The organism is Streptomyces actuosus (assembly GCF_016921115.1).
Classification (GTDB): domain Bacteria; phylum Actinomycetota; class Actinomycetes; order Streptomycetales; family Streptomycetaceae; genus Streptomyces; species Streptomyces actuosus_A.
The window spans coordinates 15,888-34,060 of sequence record NZ_JAFFZS010000031.1; the positions used below are offsets into that span (position 1 = coordinate 15,888).

The 18,173-nt window shown below is 72.4% G+C and carries 18 protein-coding genes; 12 read left to right on the plus strand and 6 right to left on the minus strand.

Going from position 1 to position 18,173, the window contains the following annotated elements; genetic code table 11:
- The first annotated feature begins 3 nt into the window (after nucleotides 1–3).
- Nucleotides 4–1,407, plus strand: coding sequence for a dipeptidase (locus JS756_RS28130; protein WP_205386045.1), 1,404 nt, complete (start codon nucleotides 4–6; stop codon nucleotides 1,405–1,407).
- Nucleotides 1,408–1,587: 180 nt separating this feature from the next.
- The gene (nudC, locus tag JS756_RS28135) at nucleotides 1,588–2,535 is read left to right on the plus strand and encodes an NAD(+) diphosphatase (RefSeq protein WP_205386046.1); all 948 of its coding nucleotides are present in this window, start codon (nucleotides 1,588–1,590) and stop codon (nucleotides 2,533–2,535) included.
- A 126-nt stretch (nucleotides 2,536–2,661) separates the two neighbouring features.
- On the opposite strand, the gene JS756_RS28140 is transcribed toward nudC, so the two are convergent.
- Entirely contained in the window at nucleotides 2,662–3,681 is a 1,020-nt protein-coding gene (locus JS756_RS28140) for a helix-turn-helix transcriptional regulator (RefSeq protein WP_205386047.1), read from the minus strand.
- A 128-nt stretch (nucleotides 3,682–3,809) separates the two neighbouring features.
- On the opposite strand from JS756_RS28140, the gene JS756_RS28145 reads away from it, so the two are divergent.
- Nucleotides 3,810–4,550, plus strand: a complete 741-nt coding sequence (locus JS756_RS28145) for an NIPSNAP family protein (protein ID WP_205386048.1) — start codon at nucleotides 3,810–3,812, stop codon at nucleotides 4,548–4,550.
- A 258-nt stretch (nucleotides 4,551–4,808) separates the two neighbouring features.
- Here JS756_RS28145 and JS756_RS28150 read toward each other — a convergent pair whose 3' ends face one another.
- On the minus strand, nucleotides 4,809–5,066 hold the full coding sequence (locus tag JS756_RS28150; RefSeq protein ID WP_205386049.1) for a mycoredoxin: 258 nt from the start codon (nucleotides 5,064–5,066) through the stop codon (nucleotides 4,809–4,811).
- 183 nt (nucleotides 5,067–5,249) lie between these two features.
- On the opposite strand from JS756_RS28150, the gene JS756_RS28155 reads away from it, so the two are divergent.
- The 5 genes from JS756_RS28155 (at nucleotide 5,250) to JS756_RS28175 (ending at nucleotide 9,169) form a co-directional block, all read left to right on the plus strand.
- Entirely contained in the window at nucleotides 5,250–7,481 is a 2,232-nt protein-coding gene (locus JS756_RS28155) for an ATP-dependent DNA helicase UvrD2 (RefSeq protein ID WP_307791143.1), read from the plus strand.
- 162 nt (nucleotides 7,482–7,643) lie between these two features.
- Complete coding sequence (locus JS756_RS28160; protein ID WP_205386051.1) at nucleotides 7,644–7,964, plus strand: hypothetical protein; 321 nt, start codon at nucleotides 7,644–7,646, stop codon at nucleotides 7,962–7,964.
- Nucleotides 7,965–8,139: 175 nt separating this feature from the next.
- Complete coding sequence (locus JS756_RS28165; protein ID WP_205386052.1) at nucleotides 8,140–8,508, plus strand: WhiB family transcriptional regulator; 369 nt, start codon at nucleotides 8,140–8,142, stop codon at nucleotides 8,506–8,508.
- On the plus strand, nucleotides 8,505–8,828 hold the full coding sequence (locus tag JS756_RS28170; RefSeq protein WP_205386053.1) for a putative WhiB-interacting protein: 324 nt from the start codon (nucleotides 8,505–8,507) through the stop codon (nucleotides 8,826–8,828). The genes JS756_RS28165 and JS756_RS28170 overlap by 4 nt, the downstream gene beginning before the upstream one ends.
- Before the next feature lie 131 nt (nucleotides 8,829–8,959).
- Nucleotides 8,960–9,169 carry a hypothetical protein gene (locus tag JS756_RS28175; protein ID WP_205386054.1) on the plus strand — a complete coding sequence of 70 codons (210 nt, stop codon included), beginning with the start codon at nucleotides 8,960–8,962 and terminating at the stop codon, nucleotides 9,167–9,169.
- A gap of 21 nt (nucleotides 9,170–9,190) precedes the next feature.
- Here the strand turns inward: JS756_RS28175 and JS756_RS28180 are convergent, their stop codons facing one another.
- Nucleotides 9,191–10,576 carry an ABC1 kinase family protein gene (locus tag JS756_RS28180; RefSeq protein ID WP_205386055.1) on the minus strand — a complete coding sequence of 462 codons (1,386 nt, stop codon included), beginning with the start codon at nucleotides 10,574–10,576 and terminating at the stop codon, nucleotides 9,191–9,193.
- Nucleotides 10,569–11,783, minus strand: coding sequence for a TOMM precursor leader peptide-binding protein (locus JS756_RS28185; RefSeq protein WP_205386056.1), 1,215 nt, complete (start codon nucleotides 11,781–11,783; stop codon nucleotides 10,569–10,571). The genes JS756_RS28180 and JS756_RS28185 overlap by 8 nt, the downstream gene beginning before the upstream one ends.
- 275 nt (nucleotides 11,784–12,058) lie before the next feature.
- Here JS756_RS28185 and JS756_RS28190 point away from each other — a divergent pair, with 275 nt between their 5' ends.
- The 4 genes from JS756_RS28190 to JS756_RS28205 all read left to right on the plus strand — a co-directional run bounded on the left by JS756_RS28190 (nucleotide 12,059) and on the right by JS756_RS28205 (nucleotide 15,911).
- Nucleotides 12,059–12,655, plus strand: a complete 597-nt coding sequence (locus JS756_RS28190; RefSeq protein WP_205386057.1) for a M48 metallopeptidase family protein — start codon at nucleotides 12,059–12,061, stop codon at nucleotides 12,653–12,655.
- A 132-nt stretch (nucleotides 12,656–12,787) separates the two neighbouring features.
- On the plus strand, nucleotides 12,788–14,446 hold the full coding sequence (locus JS756_RS28195; protein ID WP_205386058.1) for a TerD family protein: 1,659 nt from the start codon (nucleotides 12,788–12,790) through the stop codon (nucleotides 14,444–14,446).
- 11 nt (nucleotides 14,447–14,457) lie between these two features.
- A complete protein-coding gene (locus tag JS756_RS28200) occupies nucleotides 14,458–15,138 on the plus strand; it encodes an AIM24 family protein (RefSeq protein ID WP_205386059.1) in 681 nt (226 codons plus the stop codon).
- Between the two features lie 17 nt (nucleotides 15,139–15,155).
- Complete coding sequence (locus tag JS756_RS28205) at nucleotides 15,156–15,911, plus strand: AIM24 family protein (RefSeq protein ID WP_205386060.1); 756 nt, start codon at nucleotides 15,156–15,158, stop codon at nucleotides 15,909–15,911.
- A gap of 68 nt (nucleotides 15,912–15,979) precedes the next feature.
- On the opposite strand, the gene JS756_RS28210 is transcribed toward JS756_RS28205, so the two are convergent.
- Together JS756_RS28210 and JS756_RS28215 are read right to left on the minus strand one after the other, a co-directional pair.
- On the minus strand, nucleotides 15,980–16,558 hold the full coding sequence (locus tag JS756_RS28210; protein WP_205386061.1) for an NUDIX hydrolase: 579 nt from the start codon (nucleotides 16,556–16,558) through the stop codon (nucleotides 15,980–15,982).
- The gene (locus JS756_RS28215) at nucleotides 16,555–18,015 is read right to left on the minus strand and encodes a zinc-dependent metalloprotease (protein WP_205386062.1); all 1,461 of its coding nucleotides are present in this window, start codon (nucleotides 18,013–18,015) and stop codon (nucleotides 16,555–16,557) included. The genes JS756_RS28210 and JS756_RS28215 overlap by 4 nt, the downstream gene beginning before the upstream one ends.
- Nucleotides 18,016–18,173: the final 158 nt, after the last annotated feature.

The following is an 18,173-nucleotide window of genomic DNA, read 5'->3' on the forward strand; positions in this document are numbered from 1 at the left end:
ACCATGAGCCAGACCCCGGACAGCGCCGTCCGCACGTACATCCAGCACCACCGCGCCGCCTTCCTCGACGACCTCACCGCATGGCTGCGCATCCCGTCCGTGTCGGCTCAGCCCGATCACGCCCCGGACGTGCGGCGCAGCGCCGACTGGCTGGCGGCCAGGCTCACGGAGACCGGCTTCCCGACCGTCGAGGTCTGGCAGACCCCCGGCGCCCCCGCCGTCTACGCCGAGTGGCCCTCCGCCGACCCCGCGGCGCCCACCGTCCTCGTCTACGGCCACCACGACGTGCAGCCTGCCGCTCGCGAGGACGGCTGGGACAGCGAGCCGTTCGAGCCCGTCGTCCGCGGCGACCGCCTCTACGCGCGCGGGGCCGCCGACGACAAGGGGCAGGTGCTCTTCCACACCCTCGGTGTCCGCGCCCACCTCGCCGCCACCGGCCGCACCGCGCCGGCCGTCCATCTCAAGCTGCTGATCGAGGGCGAGGAGGAGTCCGGCTCGCCGCACTTCCGCGCCCTGGTCGAGGAGCACGCCGGCCGGCTGGCCGCCGACGCCGTGATCGTCTCCGACACCGGCATGTGGTCCGAGGACACCCCCACCGTCTGCACCGGCATGCGCGGCCTAGCCGAGTGCGAGATCCGCCTGAACGGCCCCGACCAGGACATCCACTCCGGTTCCTTCGGCGGCGCCGTGCCGAACCCCGCCACCGCCGCGGCCCGCCTGGTCGCAGCCCTGCACGACGAGCACGCGCGCGTAGCGATCCCCGGCTTCTACGACGGCGTCGTGGAGCTCACCGAGCGCGAGCGGGCGCTCTTCGCGGAGCTGCCGTTCGACGAGGAGCGCTGGCTGCGCACCGCGAAGTCGCACGCCACCCACGGCGAGGCGGGGCACACCACCCTGGAACGCATCTGGGCCCGCCCCACTGCCGAGGTCAACGGCATCGGAGGCGGCTACCAGGGCCCCGGCAGCAAGACGATCGTCCCGTCCTCGGCGACCGTCAAGCTGTCGTTCCGCCTCGTGGCCGGCCAGGAACCGGGCCACGTCGAGAAGGCCGTGCGGGCCTGGGTCGCCGACCAGGCGCCCGCCGGAGTCCGGCACGAGATCACCTTCAGCGGCGCCACCCGCCCGTGCCTGACGCCACTGGACCACCCCGCCCTGCAGTCCGTCGTCCGTGCCATGAGCCGCGCCTTCCAGCAGCCCGTCCGCTACACCCGTGAGGGCGGCTCCGGTCCCGCCGCCGACCTCCAGGACGTCCTCGGCGCTCCCGTGCTCTTCCTGGGCATCTCCGTCCCCTCCGACGGCTGGCACGCCCCCAACGAGAAGGTCGAACTGGACCTGCTGTTCAAGGGCGTCGAGGCCAGTGCCTACCTGTGGGGCGACCTCGCCGAGTCCTGGCGCGATGCGCCCTGACCTCCCGCCGCCGCTCGGAGCGCGTCGAGGGCAGGGGCACACTGGAGGGGCTGCCCCGCGCCCGCCGAACGTCGCCGAGCACCCGCCGAGGCCCGCCCGGCCCGGCGGCCTCCCGCTGTCCGCAGCACTGCCGAACCGCCGTCCGAACCAACCGTTCCACCGGGGGAGTTGGAAGCACCCGTGACCACCTGGACCGATCACACCGCCGACCGACCCATCTCACTGACCGCGCCCAGCGGCATCGACCGCGCGGCACACCACCGTCTGGACGAGGCCTGGCTCGCGGCGGCATGGAGCCATCCCTCGACCCGCTGCTTCGTGGTCTCCGGCGGCCAGGTCCTCATCGACGAGACATCCGACGGCCGGACCGAACTCGTCATGACCCCGTCCTTCGAGGCCCCCCTCACCGAGGCGCACCGCTACTTCCTCGGCATCGACCAGGACGGCGTCAGCTACTTCGCCCTCCAGAAGGACGCACTGCCCGGCCGCATGGACCAGTCCGCCCGCCCGGCCGGTCTGCGCGAGGCCGGCCTGCTGCTGTCGCCGCGCGACGCGGGCCTGATGGTGCACGCGGTCGGCCTGGAGAACTGGCAGCGCACCCACCGCTTCTGCTCCCGGTGCGGCGAGCGCACCGTCATCGCCGCCGCCGGCCACATCCGCCGCTGCCCCGCCTGCGGCGGCGAGCACTACCCGCGCACCGACCCCGCGGTGATCATGGCGGTCACCGACGAGGACGACCGCATACTTCTGGGCCGGCAGGTCCACTGGCCCGAGGGCCGCTTCTCCACGCTCGCCGGCTTCGTCGAACCGGGCGAGTCGATCGAGCAGGCCGTGCGCCGCGAGGTGTTCGAGGAGGCCGGCGTCACGGTCGGGCAGGTCGAGTACGTCGCGAGCCAGCCCTGGCCCTTCCCGTCCAGCCTGATGCTGGGCTTCCTGGCCCGCGCCACCTCCACCGTGATCGACGTCGACGGGGACGAGATCCACGAGGCCCGCTGGTTCTCCCGCGACGAACTGGGGGCCGCCTTCGACTCCGGCGAGGTGCTGCCGCCCTACGGCATCTCCATCGCCGCCCGCCTGATCGAGCTCTGGTACGGCAAGCCCCTGCCGACCCGGAACGTCCGACCATGACGCCAGGGGGCGTCCCGGACCGCTCCCGGACGCCCCCTGGCGTGACCGGCCACGTGCCGGTCCTCCGCCTCACCCGAGCCGGTGTCCGGTGCCGGCGAACCGTCCGCGGCACTCGGCGCGCTCCTCTCAGGTGACGTCGTCGGTGAACGAGTCGGGCTCCCGTGCCACGCAAGTCGATCCGTAGGCCCTGGCGAGTACGGCCACGGTGTCGGCCATGGTCCGCCGCAGCTCGGCCGGCCCGACGACCTCCACGTCGACACCGAGCCGCAGCAACTCGCCGCAGGCGTGCTCGGTGCTCTCGGTCGGGATGACCGCCTCGATCCATCCCTCGTCGCCGACGGCGGTCGCGGTCGAGTCGACTGCCCGCACCACCTCCGGGGGGACGTTGTCGGGCAGGCGACGGCGTCCTTTGCGGGACAGCCGGACGGTGGCCGTGCCGGTGTAGCGGCGCGTCCGGAACTCGTCGAGGTACGAGGTCCAGTACGTGCCCAGATCGAAGTCGTGCGGCCGGTCGAACCGCTCGTCGCTCCGCACCGCGTCGAGGACCTGGGTGACCCGGTAGGTCGCGATCCGGGACTCCGCCGCGGCCACCAGGTACCAGACACCGGACTTGAGCACCAGGCCGTAGGGGCGAAGGCGGCGGCGCACCTCCTGGGGCGCGCGCCAACGGCGATAGCGCACGTCCACCGCGCGCCGGGAGAGCACGGCATCGACCAGCAGGGTCAGACACGGCGTCGGCTCGGGCTCCCGGTACCAGGACGGAGCGTCCAGGTGGAAGACCGCCGCGGTCCGCGCCGCCTCGTCGCGCAGTCCCGCCGGCAGTGCGGCCAGCAGCTTCAGCCGAGCCGCCGCCACGTCCGCGGCGAGCCCCAGGTCGGCGGCGGGCCCGGGCAGCCCGGCGAGGAACAGCGCCCGCGCCTCCCCTGCGCTCATCCCGGTCAGGCGGGTGCGATAGCCGTCGACCAGCTGATAGCCGCCTCCTCGCCCCGGCTCCGAGTAGACCGGCACCCCGGCGGCCTGCAGGCGTGCCAGGTCGCGATAGGCGGTGCGCACGGACACGCCCAGCTCATCGGCGAGCCCGCGCGCCGACACGCGGCCCCGGGATTGCAGCAACAGCAGCACCGACAGCAGACGACCGGCAGACATGCGCGCATTCTGCCCGGAAACCCTGACAGCACCTGGCACACAGCCCCCGTACGGTCGACTCGCGCCCGGCTCAGCCCGATGGAGCCCGAAAAGCGCCCCCGCAGAAGAGAACCGAACAGGAGACTGTCGTGCCCTCCAGCGCCCCCGCAGGCCGCCCCGCCGTGATCGAGCTCCGCCAATACACGCTGCGGCCGGGTCGGCGCGACGAGCTCATCGACTTGTTCGACCGGGAGTTCGTCGAGTCCCAGGAAGAGTCCGGAGCGGTCGTGCTCGGCCAGTTCCGGGACCTGGACGACCCGAATCGCTTCGTGTGGTTGCGCGGGTTCCGGGACATGGCGGCACGGCATCACGCGCTGACGGCCTTCTACGGCGGCCCCGTCTGGGCCGAGCACGGCCCCCAGGCCAACGCAACCATGATCGACTCCGACGACGTCCTGCTCCTGCGCCCCCTGTCGGACGCCGGGGGCCTCGCCGTCCTCCCGTCCCGGCGGCCCCGGCCGGGCGCCTCGGCACCGCAGCGATTCGTCTCAGCCACCGTGTGGTCCTTCCCTTCCGGGCGGCACGAGGGCAGCGCACTGATCAGGGACGGTCTCCTCCCCGTGCTCCGCGAGACAGGACCCGCGCCGCTCGCCGCCCTCACCACCGAGACGGCCCCCAACACGTTCACCCGGCTGCCGGTCCGCGCCGGGGAGAACGTCGCCGCGGTCCTCGCCTCGTACCCCGATGAGAACGCCCACCGGCAGCACCTCGCCCGGGTACGGGCCCAGCCCCGCGCACGGGACGAGGTCCTGCCGGCCGTCGAGCGCGAACAGTCGGCAGCTCCACGGACACTGCGGCTGGCCCCCACAGGCCGCTCCCTCCTCTCCTGACCCGGCTCGTCCGGCCTCGTGCCCGGCCTCGCCCCCGACCTGCGAACGTACGCGGGCCGGTACGCGACACAGGCGGGGTCGCGCCGTCGTACGGCCCAGCCCTCGTGCCGCCGAGCGCTCACGCTGCCGAGCCCTCGTACGGTCCCGTACGCGGGCGGGTGACGTCGGGCGGTGCCGGGGTTCTCCGCCCGCTTCCAGGGAAAGACGGAGCGGCCCCCTCCGGTGGCCTCGACCGGAGGGGGCGCGGTGCCGGGGGCGTCAGGCCGCGAGGGCCTGCCTCACCTGGGCAAGGCTGGGGTTCGTCATCACGACCTCGCTGCCGCCCGCTTCGGGAACCACCCGCACGGTGGGCACCGTCTGGTTTCCGCCATTCGCCTTCTCCACGAACGCCGCGGACTCCGGGTCCTGCTCGATGTTGATCTCGTTGTACGTGATGCCCTCGCGGTCCAGCTGGCTCTTGAGTCGGCGGCAGTAGCCGCACCACGTGGTGCTGTACATCGTCACAGTGCCCGGCATGTGTCTCGTACTCCTTCAGGGGTCGGGATCAGGTGCTCGCAGGGAGGAAACGTACGTGAAAGCGCCACCATTCCCCCGGTCGGCCGCCGCCCGGAGGTGACGCCTGTCGCATTCATAGGACTGCGAGCCCCCGCCTGTGGACAACCGCCGCTCCCGCCTCCGGCGACCTGGCAGCATGGCCGTGTGACAGCAGCAACGCACTCCACCCTCTTCCCGCAGGCACCGGACTCTGCCGACGCGGTGCTCGAAGGGCTCGACCCCGAGCAGCGCGAGGTGGCCACCGCCCTGCACGGCCCGGTGTGCGTGCTGGCCGGAGCCGGTACGGGCAAGACCCGGGCGATCACCCATCGCATCGCCTACGGTGTCCGCGCCGGTGTCCTCCAGCCCTCCAGCGTGCTCGCCGTCACCTTCACCAACCGCGCCGCCGGTGAGATGCGCGGCCGGCTGCGCCAACTCGGCGCGCAGGGCGTCCAAGCCCGCACCTTCCACTCCGCCGCCCTGCGTCAGCTGCAGTATTTCTGGCCGAAAGCGATCGGTGGAGCGATGCCCCGGCTGGTCGATCGCAAGATCCAGCTCGTCGCGGACGCCGCCGCCGCCTGCCGCATCCGCCTCGACCGGGGCGAGCTGCGGGACGTCACCGCCGAGATCGAGTGGTCGAAGGTCACCCGGACCGTCCCCGCCGACTACGCCCTCGCCGCCGCCAAGGCCGGCCGGGAGGCCCCCCGCGACCCCGCCGAGATCGCCCAGCTCTACTCCGTCTACGAGGACCTCAAGCGCGACCGCGCCGTCATCGACTTCGAGGACGTGCTGCTGCTGACCGTCGGCATCCTCCAGGACCGGCACGACGTCGCGGAACAGGTCCGCACCCAGTACCAGCACTTCGTCGTCGACGAGTACCAGGACGTCAGCCCGCTCCAGCAGCGCCTGCTGGAGTTGTGGCTCGGCGACCGGGACACCCTGTGCGTGGTCGGCGACGCCAGCCAGACCATCTACTCCTTCACCGGCGCCACCCCCGACCACCTCCTCGACTTCCGTGTCCGCCATCCCGGCGCCACCGTCGTCCGGCTGGTACGCGACTACCGCTCCACCCCGCAGGTCGTCCACCTCGCGAACGGGCTCCTCGCCCAGGCCCGCGGGCGGGCCGCCGACCACCGCCTCGAACTGGTCTCCCAGCGCCCGTCCGGACCCGAGCCCGTCTTCACCGAGCACACCGACGAGCCCGCCGAGGCAGAGGGAGCCGCCCGCCGTATCCGGGAACTGATCGACGCGGGGGTCCCGACCAGCGAGATCGCGGTCCTGTTCCGCACGAACGCCCAGTCCGAGACCTACGAGCAGGCCCTCGCCGACGTCGGCATCCCCTACCAGCTGCGTGGTGCCGAGCGCTTCTTCGACCGCCCGGAGGTCCGCAGAGCCGGCATCGCCCTGCGCGCCGCCTCCCGCTTCGGCGGCAACGACTCCCTGCTCGCCGACGCCGTCGATCTGCCCTCGCAGGTGCGCGCCGTCCTCTCCGGCGAGGGCTGGACCCCGCAGCCCCCGGCCGGCTCGGGGGCGGTGAGGGAGCGGTGGGAGTCCCTCGCCGCCCTGGTGAACCTGGCGCAGGACTTCGCCGCGGCCCGGCCCGAGGCGACCCTCGCCGATCTGGTCGCCGAACTGGACGAGCGAGCCGGTGCCCAGCACGCCCCCACCGTGCAGGGCGTCACGCTCGCCTCCCTGCACTCGGCCAAGGGCCTGGAGTGGGACGCCGTCTTCCTGGTCGGAGTCGCCGAGGGCATGATGCCGATCACCTACGCGAGAACCGACGCGCAGATCGAGGAGGAGCGCCGCCTCCTCTACGTGGGCGTCACCCGCGCCCGCGAACGCCTGCACGTGTCCTGGGCGCTGTCCCGCTCACCCGGCGGCCGGCCCAACCGCCGCCCCAGCCGCTTCCTCGAAGGACTGCGCCGCGGCGCCTCCACCGCGGGCGCCGGCCGGACCGGCTCGGGCGGCGCCGTCGTCGACCGCGGTCACCCGACGGGCGGCGGGGCGCCGGACAGCGCCGTGCCGCGCCGGCAGCGGCGCACCCCGGCCCGCTGCCGGGTCTGCGGGCGCACGCTCACCGACGCCGGTGAGATGAAGCTGATGCGCTGCGAGGACTGCCCCTCCGACATGGACGAGGGCCTCTACGAGCGGCTGCGCGCATGGCGCGCGGAGCAGGCGCAGCGAAGCGGCCAGCCCGCCTTCTGCGTCTTCACCGACCGGACACTGATCGCGATCGCCGAGGCCGTACCCGACGACGAGCGGGAGCTGTCCCGCATCCCCGGCGTCGGCGCCCGCAAGCTCGGCCGCTACGGGGCCGAGGTGCTGGCGCTCTGCGCGGGCCGGGACCCAGGAGAGGACGCCGGGGAGGCGTCCTCCGAAGACAGGGACGCCAGTTGATGCGAACTCGTCGAAAAAAAAGTTTGCGCATGCCCCAGCAGTCCCCATAGGTTCTTAGGCACGGGGACGGCGGCCTTCTCGAAGGCCCCGATTCCGTGTTGTACTTGCATATCCGCAGGGCTGGGTCACCAGTCCATGAGACGCCGAGAGGAGGCGAGTCCAGTGATCAGCATCAACACCAGCTTCACCAGCACGGTCAAAATGACCGATCGCTCGGCCGTCTCCACGTGCATGCTCGGCGCCTTCGACCTGGGCACCGGTCTGTCCGGCATTCGTGCCGTCCGGCCGGCGTCCTCCGTTGCCCTCACCGGTCTTCCCATCTGTGAGCGCAATGAGCGACCGACGAAGGCACGGGAAGCAGTAGAGGCGCAGGCGCATGCCTATGCCTTTGCGGCGGCCGGTGCCGGATTCCGGAAGCAGACGAAGCAGCACCACCTGATGTGGGCCTTCCGTGGGCCAGAACCCTGGAGTGATCCAGCCTGATCGCCGATCAGGCCGGCGCCTTCAGGGCCGCGGAACCCCATCCGGGATCCGCGGCCCTTCTGCTTTCCCCGAACGGGGAGAGCGGAGCGAAGGGGCCTCGGGGCAGAAAGAACCCGGTACCAGCCGACCCCCGGTCCCACCGGACCGGAACGACCCCAGACGAGGAAGACACACCGTGCAACTCGAAGCGCACGCCCCGTCCGTACCGCCTTCCGACACGATCCCCAAGCCTGGCCTCACGGAGGACCCCGCCTTGACTCCGCTCACCGCGCTCACCGCGCTCGACGACGCCATCGAGAACCTCGGCGTACCCGTCCCGTGCCGCTCCTACGACCCGGAGGTCTTCTTCGCCGAGTCGCCCGCGGACGTCGAGTACGCCAAGTCCCTCTGCCGCACCTGCCCGCTGATGGAGGCCTGCCTCGCCGGCGCCAAGGAGCGGCGTGAGCCCTGGGGCGTCTGGGGTGGCGAGCTGTTCGTCCAGGGTGTCGTCGTCGCCCGGAAGCGGCCGCGTGGCCGCCCGCGCAAGAACCCGGTCACGGCATGAACATCGCAGGAACGATCGACCGCCCCTTCACGCACGACCCCAAGAAGCAGGCCCCGATGAAGCCGTCCACCAGCGAGCTCACGAGCTCCGTGATCGAAGACGTCACCACCACCGGCGCGACCGACTCGCGTCAGAACAGGACCCGAGAGATGCAACTCATCCAAGAAGCCCTGGCGCGTGCGCATATGCACGACCGCCTGCACGAGGCTGAGCGGGAACGCCGGGCCCTGCGCCTGGCCGCCGCCCGCCGGATGCAGCGCCGAGCGGAGCGCGCGTCGCTGCGCGCCCGCCGCGCGCTCGCCATGGCCGTGATGCAGTAGCCGCCACGCGGCAGTGACCTCCCGGGAACGGGAGAAGCAGGCTCCCCGCGGGGGCCGGTCCGAGCGAACGGACCGGCCCCCGCGGTGCGTTGTGAGCGGCGATCCCCCGACCTCGGCGATATCGTCGCCGGGTGAGGAGTCCTTCCGGAGACAGCGACGACGGCGGCGACGCCGAGTCTCAGCAGCGTCTGGTCTGCGCTCGCTGCGGCACCGAGGCACGACCCCCGCAGCCGACGTGGACGTGTTCGGTCGAGAACGGAACACGCCGCTACTTCTGCGACACCTGTTCCCGCGAGCACCTCAGAGCGATCGAGGGACGGCTGGACTCGTCCTGGTGGTAGCGCCGAGGCCGACCCGTCCGCTCATGCCTCCACGGCAGGTGCCTCCCCGATCTCGTCGTCGGTCTCGTCGGGCTCGCCCGGCTCGAATCCCGGCAGCCATTCCTCCAACTCCTCCCGCAGGCGGACCGTCGAACCGAGCTGGCACAGCACGCCGATGGTGCTCAGGGTCACCCGGTGGATCAGCAGATAGGCCGGCGGCAGGTTGAGCTGCTTGCCGAGCTGGTAGGCGGGGGAGCGGGGGTCGGCGATGCGGGCGGCCTGGCTGCGCATCCAGGTGCGGGTGAAGGTGAACGCCTCCACCTGGGCGGGTTCGATGATCGGCAGGAGATAGTCGAGGACCGCGTCCGGGTCGAGGTCGATGGACTCCTTCACGAAGCCCTCGGTGCACAGGAGCTCGTAGACAGACTCGGCCTCCCCGTCCAGCGTCATGCGCAAGGACTCGCCGATCGGGTCGGGCAGGCCGCCCGGGAGACGGTCCACCGTGCCGAAGTCCAGCACACCGAGTCGCCAGTCGTCCTCGCCCGCCGGGCCGCCCGGCAGCAGCCGGAAGTTGCCCGGGTGCGGGTCGGCGTGGAGCAGGCCGGTGCGGGCGGGGCCGGAGAAGAGGAAACGGGCCAGGAGCTGTCCGGCGCGGTCGCGCTGCTCCGGGGTGCCGTCGGCGATGATCTCCGACAGCGGTATGCCGTCGATCCATTCCGTGATCAGGACCTGTTCGCACTGGTGGACCACGGCCGGGACCAGGACGTCCGGGTCCCCCTCGAACTCCTCCGCGTGCGCCTGCTGAGCCCGCGCCTCCAGGCCGTAGTCCAGTTCCTCCGAGACGCGGTCGCGGAGCTCGGAGATCAAGGGCTTGACGTCCATGCCGGGAATGAGCGGACCCAGCAGTCGGGCAAAGCGGCTCAACTGGTTCAGATCGGACAGGAGTGCCTCGCCGGCGCCCGGATACTGGACCTTGACCGCGACCTCCCGGCCGTCGTGCCACACCCCCCGGTGCACCTGGCCGATGGAGGCCGCGGCGGCGGGCTTGTCCTCGAACTCCAGGAACAGCTCCTGCCACCCCTCGCCCAGCCGCTCCCGGAGCACCGTGTGCACCGTGCGCGTCGGCATCGGGGGCGCCGCCTCCTGCAACTTGGTCAGGGCGGCGCGGTACGGGCCGGCGATCTCCTCCGGCAGAGCCGACTCGAAGACGGACAGGGCCTGCCCGAACTTCATCGCCCCGCCCTTCAGCTCGCCGAGCACCTTGAACAGCTGCTCCGCCGTGCGCTGCTGCAGCTCGCGGCCGACGATCTCCGCGGACTCGCCCACGATCCGCTTGCCCAGCCCCCAGGTCGCCCGGCCGGCGAAGCCGAGCGGGAGTGCGGCGAGCTTGGCGGTCCGGGTGACCGCCTTCCGGGGAAGATCAGACATGCGCCCTCCAAGTCCCAGCCGGCCGCGCCGCGCGTGCCTTACGACCCATCGCCGTCGACGACCGTTGCCCACCCATTGTCTCGTGCGGCGCCCCGTCCTCGGGAGCGCGTCCCTCTCTGTCCCTCTCCGCTGCCCCGCACGGGCACGCCGGATGCGCCCGCACCGGCCGGGCGTGCCACTGCAGACCCGGAAGGGAGACCTCCCAACGGCTGCCCGCACTGGAGGGCAGGCGGCCGTCGAGGACGGCGAGCGCGTGCGCCGCGGCCAGCCCGGCCACGGTCGTCGCCAGCGCGAGATCGCACGCACGCACCTGCCGGCGTCGCCCCGATCGCCACTGGGTGACCAGACGCGGCCAGGCCGGGTCCCGGTCGGACCGCGTGCGGTCCAGGCAGCCGGCGCAGCCGGTCTCGCCGGGGAGGACGAGTGGCCCGACCATACCGGTTGCCTCCACCACGCCCGCGTACAGATGAGGCGTGCCGGAGGACACGAGGTGGTCGGCGGCGGACGGGGCCGGGGCATGGACGGCCACGTCGTCCCGCGGGGTGAGGACCACCAGGGAGAAGCCCGGCTCGGCGCCCACGGCAGGGAGGCCCGGGCCGCGGCGCGGTGGCCGGTCCGGCGCGGCGCGGCGCACCGAGCGCCGGGCCGCCTCGTCCCGGCGCTCGCCGACGGCGTCGGCGGGCAGTCCGCCCGGCGCGACGTCCCACGGCTCGACCTGGCCGCCGTCGCACACGTCCACCTCGCCGACCCCCGCGCCCGACAGCAGTGAGGCCAGCACGGCTCCGACCCGGCCCGTGCCACGCACCTGCACACGCAGCGCGCGGCGGGCCGCCAGCCGGCGGATCGCGTCGCCCGCGTCCGCAGTCGTGACGGACAGGGAGGCCAGATCCGGGCGCAGCCGGTCGAGGGCCTCCTTGCTGCCGCGCAGGGTGTCGGCGGCCGGGCCACCGCCGCGCGCGTCGTCCAGCAGCCCGGACCGGGCCAATCGCTCCACCATGAGGTCGGCATGCCCGTCGGGCAGGTCCATCCGGCGGGCCTCCTCCCGCAGGAGCGGCAGCCCGCGCGTGCCGTTGAGCAGTTCCAGGAAACTGCCCGTCGCCGTGTCCATCGGAGCGAGTGTCACCGCGTGCGCCGGAGTCATCCCGAACTGCACGGTGTTGAGGTCGCGCCAGCCGCGCCGCAGCGCGGGCTTCACCACTGGATGCATGACAGGCCCCCGTAGCCCGAGAAGGGTCGTGTATGCCGAAAGTCGCGGAGTCGCCCGTACTTCCGGATGTCGGCGAAGCGGGGGCGTGAGGGTGTCCCCGCTCCGCCGACGAAAGCCAGCATGCCCCGACCGCAGGAGTGGGCGCGGAGAGTTTTCCACAGACAAGGGAGTTCGTCGTACAAATCGGTCGTACAAATCCGGCGAGCGGTGGGGGATGCGAACCGAACCGTCCCGGAGCCGGGACTTCACCCCTGCCCAGCGGGTACGGTCGGGGCGTGTCCGCCGACCCACTGCACCGCGCCGGAACGTCACAGCGCAGTACGACGAGCCATCCGCCGAGCGGCTCGGGAGCGGGCGCGATCGAGGTGCGCCGGAGCACCAGGCGACGCCGGACCGTCTCCGCGTACCGGGAGGGCGATCGCACGGTCGTACTCATCCCCGCCCGCATGTCGGAGGCGGAGGAGCAACGCTGGGTGACCGTCATGCTGGACAAGCTGGCCGCCCAGGAGAGCAAGCGGGCCCTCGGCGACGGCGAGTTGGCCGAACGGGCGCGGCGGCTGTCCGAGCAGTACTTCGACGGCCGGGCCCGCCCCACCTCGGTGCGCTGGGTCACCAACCAGAACACGCGCTGGGGTTCGTGCACCCCCGCCGAAGGCAGTATCCGGCTGTCCCACCGGTTGCAGGGCATGCCCGAGTACGTCGTGGACTACGTCCTTCTCCATGAACTGGCCCACCTCCTCGTACCCGGACACGGCCCCCGCTTCTGGCGGCTGCTGGAGGGCTACCCGCGCACCGAGCGGGCCCGTGGCTACCTCGAGGGCGTGGTGGCCGCCGAACGGCTCCCCCATGTGCCCGGCGCGCGCGACGAGTGAGGCCCACCCAACCCTGCGCCACGACCCGGCAAGGGTTGTGTAGCGGGTGTGTACCGGCATCGTCCGCTGTCCGAGTTTGCCGTTAGCCTGGCGCGACGCACTCACATTCGGGATGGGGGACGGTCGTAACGCATGGCCAGGGAATTCCAACGCGGCCACAAGGCCAGGATCAGTGACCTCACCGCGGGCACCGATCTGTACGTAGGCGTGCAGATCGGTGCCCCGGGACTGAAATTCGACATCAGCTGCTTCGGTCTGGACGCCGACGAACGACTGTCGGACGACCGGTACTTCATCTTCTACAACCAGCCGAAGTCCCCCGAGGAGGCCGTCCAGCTGCTGGGCGCCCAGGCGGGTGACACGGAGTCCTTCCGGGTCACGCTGGACCGGATCCCGCCGCAGATCCACAAGCTGTCCTTCACGGCCACCGTCGACGGCGCCGGGCAGATGTCGCAGATCGCCCCCGGATACCTCCGCATCGTCGCGGGCGGCGAGGAGGTGGCCCGCTACGCCTTCAGCGGGGCGGAGTTCTCCACCGAGCGGGCCGTGATGCTGGGCGACTTCTACCTGAAGGACGTGTGGCGGTTCGCGGCCGTCGGGCAGGGCTTCGACGGCGGCCTGGAGGCGCTGTTGAAGAACTTCGGCGGCGAGGTCCTGGAGGAGGAGGCTCCGGCCGCTCCGCAGGAGCCGCAGTCCTCCGCCGCCCCGGGTTTCGCGCCCCCGGCCGCCCAGCCCGCGGCACCGCCCGCGTTCGGCGCCCCGTCGCCCCCCGAGCCCGCCCCGGCCCCGCAGGGCTATGCGCCCCCGGCCGGCGCCACGCCGCCCCCGAGCCCGGCGCCCGCGCCGTCCGTGCACGCCCAGCCCACCATCGTCGCGCCCTTGGCGCCGACGGGCGGCACGGTCCCGCCTCCCCCGGCCCCGCCCGCCCCGTACGGCGGGCCGCAGCCCCCGCACGGCCCGCACCCGGGGCAGGCGACCATGCCGCCCGGCTACGGCCGGCCCCAGGCGCCGCAGGCCCCGGCCCCGCCCCCCGGCTACGGCCAGCAGCCGCCCGCGCCCCCCGGCTACGGCCAGCAGCCCTACGGCCAGATCCCGGGCCAGCAGACCGCCCCTCAGGGAGCCCCGCAGGGCCCCGGGGTCGCCGCGGCGCTCCAGCAGTTCAAGGAGACGCCCGCAGGACAGCGCTGGACGCAGCAGAACAAGAAGCTCGTCCGCGTCGACCTCGGCGTCGGCGGCCAGCCCGTGCTGGCCCGGCAGGGCAGCATGGTGCTCTACCAGGGCAAGGTCGACTTCAGCTACAAGGGCGCGGGTTTCGCCGGCCGACTCGTGGGCAACGCGACCGGCCAGGAGATGCAGCTGATGCGCTGCACCGGGCACGGGCAGGTGTTCCTCGCGGAAGAGGCCACGCATCTGCACCCGATCGAGCTCCAGGGCGACGCGATCTGCGTCTCCGCCGAGAGCGTCCTCGCTTTCGACGAGAGCCTGCAGTACGAGGTCCGGCGCATCGAGGGCCACGGCATCCCCGGCGGCGCCCTGTTCACCATGCAGTTCAGCGGCGTCGGCACGATCGTCGTGAAGACCCACGGCACCCCCGTCGTGCTGCCGGTCACGCCCACCACGTTCGCCGACTGCAACGCCGTGGTCGCCTGGTCGGCCGCCTCCCAGGTGATCGTCTCCAGCCAGGTGCGCATGCGCCGCAACGCCTACGCGGGCGACACCGGGGAGAGCGTCAACCTCCAGTTCCGGGGCGCGCCCGGCAACTTCATCGTCGTCCAGCCGTTCGAGGTCTGAGGGAGCCCGTCATGAACCAGCCGCTCGCGGGCCATACCCCCGCACCCGTCGCCGCCCGCATGGAGAACCACGGCGACCACATGCTGAAGGTCGCCCTGCAGTCCGGACAGGACCTCTTCGCGCGCGTGGGGTCGATGGTCGCCTACGAGGGCTTCATCCAGTACGAGCCCAACCCCTCCGCCGTGCGCCAGATCGCCCGCGACTGGATCACGGGCGAGGGCGCGCCGCTGATGAAGTGCTCCGGAGACGGGCTGCTCTACCTCGCCGACTACGGCGCGAACGTGGTCGTCATCAATCTCAACGGCGACGGCATCTCCGTCAACGCCACCAACCTGCTCGCCTTCGACGCCCACCTGCAGTGGGGCGTCGAACGTGTCAAGGGCCTGGCCAAGTTCGCCGGGCAGGGGCTGTGGAACACCAGGATCTCCGGGCAGGGCTGGGTCGCGCTGACCTCCCGGGGCAAGCCGATCGTCGTCGACTGCGGCGGGGGTGAGGACGAGACGTACGTCGATCCGGACGCCCTGGTCGCCTGGTCCCCGAACCTGAAGGTGAAGGGCAAGCGCAGCTTCAAGGCCCAGTCGCTGATCGGCCGGGGCAGCGGCGAGGCCTACCAGATGGCCTTCTCCGGCCAGGGCATCGTCGTCGTCCAGCCCAGCGAGGACAGCACCGACCGCCTCCGGATCCGGGGCTGAGGGGGAGCCACAACACCATGCAGAGCCCGCTTTTCGCCTACAACGACCAGCAGACCCAGGACCGCTGGAGTCTGCAGAACAAGCAGATGCTCCGCGTCACCCTGGAGGGCCACGACGACATCCTCGCCCGCAAGGGCACGATGGTCGCCTACCAGGGACTCGTCGAGTTCGACGCCGAGTACCAGAGCAACCAGCAGTCACGCGCGCGTGCGTACACCGGCGAGGGGCTGGACCTGATGCGCTGCCACGGGCAGGGCACGGTCTACCTCGCCAACCTCGCCCAGCACGTCCACCTCATGGACGTCGAGCAGGACGGACTGACCGTCGACAGCAGCTACGTCCTGGCGATGGACTCCTCCCTGCACCACGAGGTCATCGCCGTCGACAGCCAGTACGGGATCTCCGGTTCCGGGAAGTACCAGCTCAACATCACCGGACGCGGCAGGGTCGCTCTGATGACCTCCGGCATGCCGCTGATGATGCAGGTCACGCCCGACCGGTACGTCAACTGCGACGCCGACGCCATCGTCGCCTGGTCCACCGGTCTGCGCGTGCAGATGCAGGCCCAGACACACTCGTCCGGCGTGTGGCGCCGCCGCGGCAGCACCGGGGAGGGCTGGGAGCTCAGCTTCATGGGCACCGGGTTCGCCCTCGTCCAGCCGAGCGAGCTGCTGCCGCCGCAGAACGCGGTGATCGGCCAGGGCATCGCCGCCCAGTACGGCATGGGGCAGCACGGCGCCCGCGGGCAGAACCAGGGCAACGTCTGGAGCTGACTGCGCGCAACGGGGCGGGGGCGGGCCCGGGGGCGGAGGGTTCCCGCACCGTCGGCACGCCCCCCGGCTCACCTCCCGGCCCGCCGGGGTTCAGTTCCCGGCGCGCCCCCGGTGCGGCCCCCGGACTGCGCTCGGATGCGGACGCGGGTCGCTTCCAGCAGCCGTACGACGGAGTCGTCCGCCACGGCCGCGACCTCCTCGTAGGCGAACCAGCGCAGGTCGAGCGACTCGTCGCTGATCGCCTCCGTGGCGCCGGTCGGGGCCAGCGCCGCGTACTGCACGTCCAGGTGCCAGGCGCAGGGCGTGTGATGCCGGTCCAGGCGCACCGGACCGCCGGGCAGCAGGGACAGCCCGGCGATGCCCGATTCCTCGGTCGCCTCGCGCAGCGCGGCCAGCGCCAGTGTCTCGTCGCCCGGCTCGCAGTGCCCGCCCATCTGGAGCCACATGCGCAGCTTCCGGTGCAGGGTCAGCAGGACACGGCCGCGCCGCGGGTCGATCACCAGGGCGCTGGCCGTGATGTGGCCGTCCCCGCACGCCTTCCACATGCCGTCCGGACGGGCTGCGAGATGGTCCAGGTAGGTCTGGCGCAGACCGGGCTGGTCCTCGTAGCCCTTCAGCACGAGGACCGCGTCGTCGTGGAGGCTCACTCGCTGCCGTCGCCCTTGCCGTCGTGCCCCTCGCCGTCGTCCTTGCGGGCGTCGCCGTCGTCCTTGCTCAGGTTCGGCCTGCCGCCCGCGGCCTCGCCGAGCATCTTGTCCAGCTCGGAGAAGTCGACGTGCTCGCGGTGCACGAAGCCGTCCGGGTCGTCGAGGTCGGTCGCCGTCGGCAGCATGTCCGGGTGTGCCCAGAGCGCGTCACGGCCGTCGACACCGCGCGCGTCCGTCAGCGAGGCCCACAGGCGGGAGGCGTCCCGCAGCCGGCGCGGCCTGAGCTCCAGGCCGATCAGGGTGGCGAAGGTCTGCTCCGCGGGGCCGCCGCTGGCGCGGCGGCGGCGCAGGGTCTCGCGCAGCGCGTCGGCGGACGACAGCCGCGGCTTCGCGGCGGCGTGGACCACGGCGTCCACCCAGCCCTCCACGAGCGCCAGCGCCGTCTCCAGGCGGGCCAGCGCCGCCTTCTGCTCGGGGGTGTCCTCCGGCTGGAACATGCCCTGCTGGAGTGCCTGCTGCAGCTCCTCAGGGTTCTGCGGGTCGAACTGGCCGACGACGTCCTCCAGCTTGGCGGTGTCGACCTTGATCCCGCGCGCGTAGCCCTCGACGGCGCCGAACAGGTGCGAACGCAGCCAGGGCACGTGTGCGAAGAGGCGCTGGTGGGCGGCCTCCCGCAGGGCCAGATACAGCCGCACCTCGTCCCCGGGCACGCCCAGGTCCTTGCCGAACGCCTCGATGTTCACCGGCAGCAGCGCGGCCCGGCCGGCCGGGCCGAGCGGTAGGCCGACGTCGGAGGAGCCGACGACCTCGCCCGCGAGCACGCCCACGGCCTGCCCGATCTGCGTGCCGAACATGGCGCCGCCCATCGAGCGCATCATGCCGATCAGCGGGCCGGCCATGGCCTGCATCTCCTCCGGCAGGATGTCGCCCATGGCGCCGCCCACCCGCTCGGCGACCGGGTCGACCAGCTCCTGCCAGGCGGGCAGGGTGGCCTCGACCCACTCCGCCCGGCTCCACGCCACCGCGGAGGCGGCGCCCGAGGGCAGGGCGGTCACATCGTCGAGCCACAGGTCCGCCAGGCGGACGGCGTCCTCGACGGCCTTGCGGTCGGCGGGGCCGACGCTGGCGTCCTTGGTGCCGTCAGAGGTGCCCTGGGAGACCGTCTGGCGGGCGATCTGCTTGGCCATGTCCCAGTTCACCGGGCCGCCCTCGTACGAGAGCATCTGGCCCAGCTGCTGGAACGCGGCGCCCAGATCGGTGGGGTTCAGCGAACCGAACATGGCAGCGAGCGGATTGTCGGCGCCGGGGCTGCCAAAGCCCCCGGCCCCGGGCAGCCCGAAACCGAACGGGTTGGCCGGTCCCTGACCACCACCGCTGTCCTGGTCCTTCTCCTTGCCCTCGTCGCCGTTCTCCGGCTCCTCCGGCGGAAGGCCGAATCCGAATGGGGTGTCACTCACGGGATTCCTCGGCTGGTAAGGCCGCCGGTTCTCTCCGACGGCACGACTGCCCGACAACACCACCCAGCGTAGACACCGAAAGCGGTTCGGGCCTCGGTGCTTCGCCGACCGAAGGCCTGCGGCAGGATGGATGCCACCTGGTACGTACGCGTCACTCG

What these genes read in the sequence shown, in the direction of transcription:
- JS756_RS28130 (WP_205386045.1), top strand. Translation starts at nt 4, where the DNA reads ATGAGCCAGACCCCGGACAGCGCCGTCCGCACGTACATCCAGCACCAC.
- JS756_RS28140 (WP_205386047.1), bottom strand. Translation starts at nt 3,681, where the DNA reads ATGTCTGCCGGTCGTCTGCTGTCGGTGCTGCTGTTGCTGCAATCCCGG.
- JS756_RS28150 (WP_205386049.1), bottom strand. Translation starts at nt 5,066, where the DNA reads ATGCCGGGCACTGTGACGATGTACAGCACCACGTGGTGCGGCTACTGC.
- JS756_RS28170 (WP_205386053.1), top strand. Translation starts at nt 8,505, where the DNA reads ATGAACATCGCAGGAACGATCGACCGCCCCTTCACGCACGACCCCAAG.
- JS756_RS28180 (WP_205386055.1), bottom strand. Translation starts at nt 10,576, where the DNA reads ATGTCTGATCTTCCCCGGAAGGCGGTCACCCGGACCGCCAAGCTCGCC.
- JS756_RS28185 (WP_205386056.1), bottom strand. Translation starts at nt 11,783, where the DNA reads ATGCATCCAGTGGTGAAGCCCGCGCTGCGGCGCGGCTGGCGCGACCTC.
- JS756_RS28195 (WP_205386058.1), top strand. Translation starts at nt 12,788, where the DNA reads ATGGCCAGGGAATTCCAACGCGGCCACAAGGCCAGGATCAGTGACCTC.
- JS756_RS28200 (WP_205386059.1), top strand. Translation starts at nt 14,458, where the DNA reads ATGAACCAGCCGCTCGCGGGCCATACCCCCGCACCCGTCGCCGCCCGC.
- JS756_RS28205 (WP_205386060.1), top strand. Translation starts at nt 15,156, where the DNA reads ATGCAGAGCCCGCTTTTCGCCTACAACGACCAGCAGACCCAGGACCGC.